Origin of the sequence: Faecalimonas sp. LCP19S3_D12, from assembly GCF_052121495.1 — a bacterium.
Taxonomy (GTDB): domain Bacteria; phylum Bacillota; class Clostridia; order Lachnospirales; family Lachnospiraceae; genus Faecalimonas.
Map to the genome: position 1 here is coordinate 1 of NZ_JBQKED010000072.1, position 7,706 is coordinate 7,706.

Annotated in this window: 7 protein-coding genes; all 7 read right to left on the reverse strand. The window is 29.6% G+C overall.

What is annotated here, in order from left to right; genetic code table 11:
• Nucleotides 1-416: 416 nt before the first annotated feature.
• The 7 genes from ACTQXY_RS14665 to ACTQXY_RS14695 all read right to left on the reverse strand — a co-directional run bounded on the left by ACTQXY_RS14665 (nt 417) and on the right by ACTQXY_RS14695 (nt 7,544).
• On the reverse strand, nt 417-1,805 hold the full coding sequence (locus ACTQXY_RS14665; protein ID WP_441660085.1) for an oligosaccharide flippase family protein: 1,389 nt from the start codon (nt 1,803-1,805) through the stop codon (nt 417-419).
• Nucleotides 1,805-2,929: a radical SAM protein gene (locus ACTQXY_RS14670; protein ID WP_441660086.1), complete on the reverse strand. Its 1,125-nt coding sequence runs from the start codon at nt 2,927-2,929 to the stop codon at nt 1,805-1,807. Before ACTQXY_RS14670 ends, ACTQXY_RS14665 begins: the two co-directional genes overlap by 1 nt.
• Nucleotides 2,917-4,008 carry a polysaccharide pyruvyl transferase family protein gene (locus tag ACTQXY_RS14675; protein WP_441660087.1) on the reverse strand — a complete coding sequence of 364 codons (1,092 nt, stop codon included), beginning with the start codon at nt 4,006-4,008 and terminating at the stop codon, nt 2,917-2,919. The genes ACTQXY_RS14670 and ACTQXY_RS14675 overlap by 13 nt, the downstream gene beginning before the upstream one ends.
• Entirely contained in the window at nt 4,001-4,996 is a 996-nt protein-coding gene (locus tag ACTQXY_RS14680; RefSeq protein ID WP_441660088.1) for a glycosyltransferase, read from the reverse strand. The genes ACTQXY_RS14675 and ACTQXY_RS14680 overlap by 8 nt, the downstream gene beginning before the upstream one ends.
• A 6-nt stretch (nt 4,997-5,002) precedes the next feature.
• Nucleotides 5,003-5,938, reverse strand: a complete 936-nt coding sequence (locus tag ACTQXY_RS14685) for an O-antigen ligase family protein (protein WP_441660089.1) — start codon at nt 5,936-5,938, stop codon at nt 5,003-5,005.
• A gap of 270 nt (nt 5,939-6,208) precedes the next feature.
• Nucleotides 6,209-7,195, reverse strand: a complete 987-nt coding sequence (locus ACTQXY_RS14690; protein ID WP_441660090.1) for a glycosyltransferase — start codon at nt 7,193-7,195, stop codon at nt 6,209-6,211.
• The gene (locus ACTQXY_RS14695; RefSeq protein ID WP_441660091.1) at nt 7,182-7,544 is read right to left on the reverse strand and encodes a hypothetical protein; all 363 of its coding nucleotides are present in this window, start codon (nt 7,542-7,544) and stop codon (nt 7,182-7,184) included. Before ACTQXY_RS14695 ends, ACTQXY_RS14690 begins: the two co-directional genes overlap by 14 nt.
• Between the last annotated feature and the right edge of the window lie 162 nt (nt 7,545-7,706).

The window sequence follows — 7,706 nt, forward strand, 5'->3', positions numbered from 1 at the left end:
TGAGAGATATGGAACCTATTAACAAGTAACAACAAACGGATAACGCACCGCTGGTGCGAGCCTCTTACACCGCTAACGCGGGAAAGGGGCTCCGTTTATCCGAAATGTGCAAGTTGACATCATTCATCGATTTTCATACCCTGTGGGCAGTTTTGGCAGTCTTTGACTAGCTCAGCCCATTCACTTAAACAGGTTTGCTGTGCAACTAAACTTTTTAGACTGTATAATGATGATTCTATTATCTCATTATATGATGATTTTGAAAAGGTACTCGCTATTTTGCGTTTACGGATATTATATTTATTGGGTATAGCCTTCAAATCCACTTTTAATAAAAACAGCTTTTGCATATACGCAATAGCTTCTTTACATGTTGAAAATTTTTCTAAATTTGCACTCCACTTAAAACAAAATAATTATTTTTTCTTTTTAATCCTTGTTTGTACTACCGAGATAAAATCCTTGTTTATATAAGCACTAACTATAGCACAACTAATAAAAACAATTAATTTCACTGTATCCGAACCTCTATAAAAGCTTAAAAATGATAATAAAAATAACACTTCAACTAATCCTTCATACTTATACTTTATATTCACATATTTTTTCATTTTACACCTTCTATATATACATAAAAAAAATGCTGCTAGAAGCGTTGAAATTGCAGCCGCATATACTCCTATGAATCTATAAAGCGCTATATTCGTAAACAGATTAATTCCTGCTGCCCAAAAAGAAGTCAAGCCTAAAATCCTTGTATCCTTATATGCGGTAAAAATACCTCCATAGAAAGCAGCCATAGCCATATAAAAAACACTAACTGCCAAAATGGGAACATAATAAATACTTTGATAATAATTTTCATTTATAAAAATAGGATAAATGATATGAATTCCTGTAATCAACAACATAGTTACAGAGGCCAATAAGGTTTTTACTCTATAAAATATATTTTCAAAATATTTTACATCGTTATCTCTAACTATCTTTGCAGATGTTTCTTTCCACGCTATATTAAAAAAATTGTAAAATGTATTAATAAGGTTTGGAAATTTATAAGCAATAGAATACAACCCATTAGCTGAAGCTCCTGAAAAGTTCATAATTATAAGTCGATCCGAAACACTTATAACATTCCAACTTATAGTATTAGGTATCAGTGGAAAAGAAAAGCTTAGCATATTTTTCATTTCATTTTTTTTCAATGCTTTGAAATCTAAAAATTTCCACACTTTAAGACGTATCATAACATAAATAGCTGATAAGCTATATGATATCACACCGGAAATCAGCAATGCACTAAACTGAAGGTCTAACCCTAGTATTAAAATTAAATTCATTACTATTACTCCAATACTAGTTAAAAAATTTGAAAAAGAATATAGTGCAATTTTACCAAGACCTCTTGCCAATGCATTTGATAGAGCTGTCAAAACCATGGCTGTACTATATAATATAATTGCATACCCCAATTTATATCCTGTTACAAAAGTAATTATTCCCCCAATTATAGAAATTAGCAATGAATTCAGAATACAAAAAATAAATGTTCTACTTATTACTTGTTTTCTTTCATCATCATTTTTGCAATCTATTAAAAATTGAAACATTGATTCTTCCATAAGAAATGTCATAATTGGAACAATAAATCCTGCTACAGACGTAACAAAGTCAAAATCACCATATGTTTCTGTTTTTATTCTAGCCGTATATAAGGGAAGCAAAAAGAAGTTTACGACTTGCGTTCCAAGTTTTCCTATAGAAATAATTGCAGTGTTTTTTACTAATTCTTCAGATTTTCTCATTACATAGTTCCTCTTAAAATTTTACTAATCCTTATACTTATTCTCCTCATATAATTCTTAACTCTCTGAGTCCAAAATAGTCTTGCAACTTTCCTATTTATATTTTTTCTTTCATCAACTGAATATATAACATTTGTACTCCACAGTTTTTTTGAAAGGGCATATTTAAAAGTATCATTAAACCAATGCGCCTCTGGTCTATTTCTTATGGAACAGTATGACCGTTTATCTCCATTATCAATAATTCCCAAAGCCATAAAGTGACTAGAATTAAAGCAAAATGAACTACAACAATGATTACCTATAGGACTAAAAACTATATCTGAATTTGGATTATCAAAAATGTATTGCACAGTTGGAGCCCCATAACACTTTCGTAAAGCACCAGTAGATAAATCTAAACTTCCACTTCTTTCTCCTGCATTGCAAAATTCTGTACGTTTTTTGTTAAAATTTTCCATTGTAAATTCAAATAAATCCGAATGAAATGAATTGCCTATTTTTTTATATTCTTCATCTGGCAGTTCACTCATCAATTCAACTTGCGATAATCCATGACTTTCTTTACGCGTAGCGGCAATCTGCGGATAAGCTCCTACTCTTTTAATACATATTTCTTTTATATCATCTACAAATGGAATATATTCATCACACAAATTTAACTGAACCAAGATAGAACATCCTAGGTTCTTTACAAAATTCACATTACTAAAAAATTCATCTAAAAGATTGCACCTTTTTAGCTCTAAATAATGTAAAGAAAAACTAAAATGAATTCTCTCCAACTCTTCTGGTTTAAATTTTTCAAACTCCTTAAACCTATTTGTTAATGTACCATTTGTTGTAATATTAACTATATGTCCTTGCTTAACCAATTCTAATACTATAGATATTGTTTCTGGTTGTGCCAATGTTTCTCCTGCACCACAAATTGAAAAAAAACATGTTCCACCAAGTCTATTTGGAGATAAGCTTTTCCCTATATGTTCTGGAGAATATTTTAATTGAGCAAGTTTCATATTTCTATAATCTCTTTGGATAACATAACAGTAACTACATTTCAAATTACAAACTGTAACTGGAATTAAGCATTCAAAAAATCGTTTAATTTCTATTTTCTGCATTTTCCCAACATCTCCTCTAAAATATCTCTTAAGGGATTAAAAGCACTACCTAACTCCTGAGTATAAGCAGACTTCAAACCACCCATATATTCCATAAGTTCCATATATTTTTTAGTTCCTTCTTTATGGTTATATAAACGAATAAAGTTTTGATTTGTTAACCATGTTTCATATGTTGCTCGAATTTTACCATTATTATTATCAATAACGATGCATGGTGTACGAGCAATATAACATAAAATCATTCCATGTAACCGATCTGTAACAACAAATTTTACCTTTCTTAAATTAGACAAATAGTTCTCTAGAAGTTGCTTTGTATTATCCTCCGCATATTCAACATCGCAAGTATCCCAAAAATAAATTTTTCTATTTTTTTGTTTCGTTAAATTCAGCAATAAATTTTGTGTGGTAGAATCTATTGCTTTCTCTTTATCATTTCTCATAATAAAAGCTACATCATTATTACTTTTTAATATATGTTCCTTATTATTATCCAAATAAAAAACAACATCAGGCGTCAACAATACTTTGCTTTTTTGTATTTCTTTATATTTATCATAAGATTTTTTTTCACGAGCCACTAGAACCAAATTGGAACACCTATTACATAATCTGGCAAAACTTTTTTCATATGGAATCGCCTTTACAGTATTTTCAAATGTTACTGTCTGAGGAAATGATACTATTTTGTAGTCCTTAAACTTCCATAATAGGAATCTTCGCGGTCCTTCAATAAATTCATAAAGCGAACCATTATTCCCTCCACCAATTAAAGTTATTATAACATTGTTTTTATTAAGCTTTTTTATTGCTCTAGCAGCACTATAAACTTGTGATTCTTTAATCTTCACAATCTGGTACTCATCTCCAAGACATTTTTTTAAAAATTCCTCTTGCGCTATTGTTATTGCAATATCACCTAAATTATTATAATCTGCTGCAAAAAAAATAATGGCATATTTTTTTTTACTATCTAAGTCGCCTTTAAAATGCCTACATATATAAATATAATTTCCTTCAATAAATGTCATAATAATTTTTATGATTTGTTTAATATAAATTTTAAAATTATTCATTTTGTTTTCCAGATGATTTCTCCCTTATCCTTAATTTAATAGAAATATATTGTCTTGGACACATATACATCATAAAAATTTTAAATTTTCTTTTCATAGATACACAATTGCTTCCCCACAGTGACTTCACATACGGTTTAACATAATTCTTAATTTTACTCGCCAATTTTTCTGTATCTTTGCAAATTGCTGTATTTAAGAAAAAATCTATCCTATCCATCATCTGTTCGATAGTTAAGATTTTAAATTCTGGATATACTACTGAAATTTCACTGATCCGCTCATTATATGTTTCTATAGTATCCCACATGTCTTTAATGTGCTTTACATAATCCTCTGTATTTGAAATACTCCCTTTCCTAATCAAGTAATTATACAGTCTATCATTAACAACACATACTTTATTTGCTTTTAAAAATGTTTTGTAGGTAGTCGCCATATCTTCAAAATTTCTTCCGTTTGGGTATCTGATTTGACTAAACAATACACGTCTATACAATTTATTCCAAGCATAATCCTGTATATCCCACTTGAGCAACCTCTCCAAAGCCTCTTTTTTTTCATATTCTCCACATATTAATCTTTTGTTTGGCACAGTTGTTTTACCATCAACAATTTCATAATATCCACAACAGACAATATCCGAATTTGTCTCTATCATTTTGTTTAATAATCTCGTTACATACTCACTATCAATATAATCATCACTATCAATAAACGCTATATACTCTCCAATTGCAATATTAATCCCGGTATTGCGCGCAGATGACAGACCACCATTTTTTTTATGTATAACTTTGATTCTCTCATCCTTGGTCTCCCACAAATCACATATTTCCCGACTTGAATCTGTTGAACCGTCATCAACCAAAATTATATCTAAATTTTTATAAGACTGTTCAACTACACTTTCAATGCACTTATCCAAATAATTTTCCACATTATAAATAGGAATAACTATTGAAACCAATACGCTTTTATCATACATAAAGTCTTACCTCAAATCAACTTTCCTTTTCCTAAATATTTTCCTCTTTTTCAAGATTTTCATTGTTTTGGGAACAATATAATTCTCTTCTTTCACATTATATGCAAACAAACTTGCAACACCTAAAATAAAAATATTTCCTAAATTAATTTCTATGGCTGATCCAACAGCCATTGCATATAAAAATACAAAAAAAGCGTATGAACCCATATTCTTAGTTTTTGCTCTTAACGCAATATACAATGCCCCGAAATATAAAACAGCCCCTACAATTCCAGCTTGAATAACTATATTAAACACTCCATTTTGAGAATTCCCATATCCAAACATAACTCTAAAAATATCACTATTATATCCATAACCCAAAACCGGCTTGTCTGCCACTAACAAAAGCACCGCATCATATAATTTTTCGCGTCCTGTCATATCAGAACTCTTATGAAATACATTTACAACTATTTGCTGAATAAATGGTGTTTGAAATATTGCATATGACCCCCATATTAAAATATTTCCTATCGCCAAGCTTAACGCCAACACTGTCCTGTTAACAACAACCATCATAGCTTTTATTGGAATTAAGAGCATAAATATAGCTACAAGTAATGTAAGTGTTCCTGTAGTACACTGTATCAAAATTGTAATCCCTATAGAATATACAAACATTGCCCAATACACTATTTTTTTATTTGTATTAAAATATTTATAATATATCAAACATGCTAAAAACAAATGTATAAAAGACACTGAAAACTTATTACCAATTAAATACATTGTATTTGAATTTGCAAAATTATATCCCATAAAAGGAAGGAGCAAATCATTTAATATAACAAATACAGATACTATCCTTATCATATCATTAACTATAACTTTTATCCCTGATTTATCCATGGCATAAGATAATACTGAAAAAATCACCATCATCTGTAATCCAGACATAAAAGAAGACAACGTCCATCTAAAACTCTGCATATTAAGATGTGTGGAATATGTTAAAATCAATGTATATCCTAAAATCAAAAAATATACAGACGGAGCCTTTTTAAGCTCATAAAAATTAAAAATCAACAAATACATAATAGTCACATATTCAAATATTACAAACAATTCATTAGGTATATATGATATTCTTATGATTGTCAAAAATAAAAGAATCATATTCAAGGTTGATAACCTTAATTTCATACTTCTCATAGTTTTTCCTCACTATTATTGTTTTCGCAGACTTTTTAAAGTAACAAACATATCATATCTGTTCATATATATAAACAATAATCTTATTTTTCTTTTTATCGGAATTTTTTTTTGAATCATCATCTGCATAAATCCCTGTTTAAAAGTATCTCTATATTGTCTATAGTCTTCACTATATAATTTGATGGATCCTTCATCCGCATACATACTTTCTAGTAAATTTCCACACACCAATGTACTATATATTCTTGCATAGTGCTGTAATCGCGGATAAAAATCATTGATAAACTCATATGTATTTACACAATTCATATATGAATCATATCTCTTATGTGTATAACAGGATTTACTTATGCTATTTTTTCTAAATATATAGTGATAAAATGCTCTCCCTACATGTACAATTCCATTCGTTTTTTCTAAAATATTAAATATAATTGCTGCATCTTCACTAATTTTCCCTTCAGGATATTTAATATCCTTGAATACTTCCATTCTATAAACCTTATCACATGCAGACACATCTATATCTTGTAATAGTAATACTTCTTTAATTGCTTCATTCCTTGAGAATACTTTTTCCCTTTTTATAATAAATTCTTGTTTTTCTCTTCTTCCCCATAAATCAACAATACGCCCACAACATGCAATGTCTTTTTTTGTTCTTACCAGCGACTCAATCATGACCTCATACATGTCTGGTTCAATAAAATCATCACTGTCTACGAACGCATACAAGTCACCTGTTGCTACCGCAATTCCTGCATTTCTCGCCGAAGACAAGCCTCCATTGTTTTTATGTATAACTTTAATTCTACTGTCTTCTGCTGCCCATTGATTACAAATCTGTAAACTCTCATCCGTCGATCCATCATCTACCAATATAATTTCTAATTTTTTATATGTTTGGTCAACAACACTTTTTATACACCTGTCCAAATAGTTCTCGACATTATAGACAGGAATAATAACAGTTAATAACATATTATCATCTTTCCTCATTCTCTATTTCTCGACTACATATTTCAATAAACTCCTCATAAGAAGATATTATCTTTTCATGATTATTAAAATTATCAATCATTTTTTCTTTATTGCCTTTTGTCCAATTAAATACATCCTTAAAATAGGGCTCTAAATTTTCATAATCATTCTCAAATACCCAAAAATTTTCGTAAAAAATACTCTTCTCCGGCCACTTTCCATATCTTTTATAATATAATTTAGTCATTTTTTTAGTCTCGTCTATATAAATATCTTTTCTTTTTTCAATAAATTCTTCCAAAGTACATATAACTTTTGCCGGATTGCCTGCCACAACCACCCCGCTTGGAATATCTTTCTTTACCAAAGAATTTGCACCAATAATAACATTATCCCCTATCCTTGTTCCAGCTAATATTTGGTCCTATGTCAAGATTTAGTACAAGTTAAAATGAGGTTTTTCCTCATCTTAACCTGCTAGCTGCAATTCGCTCTGTTGAAGCCTACGATACAGCTCCTCATAATCATT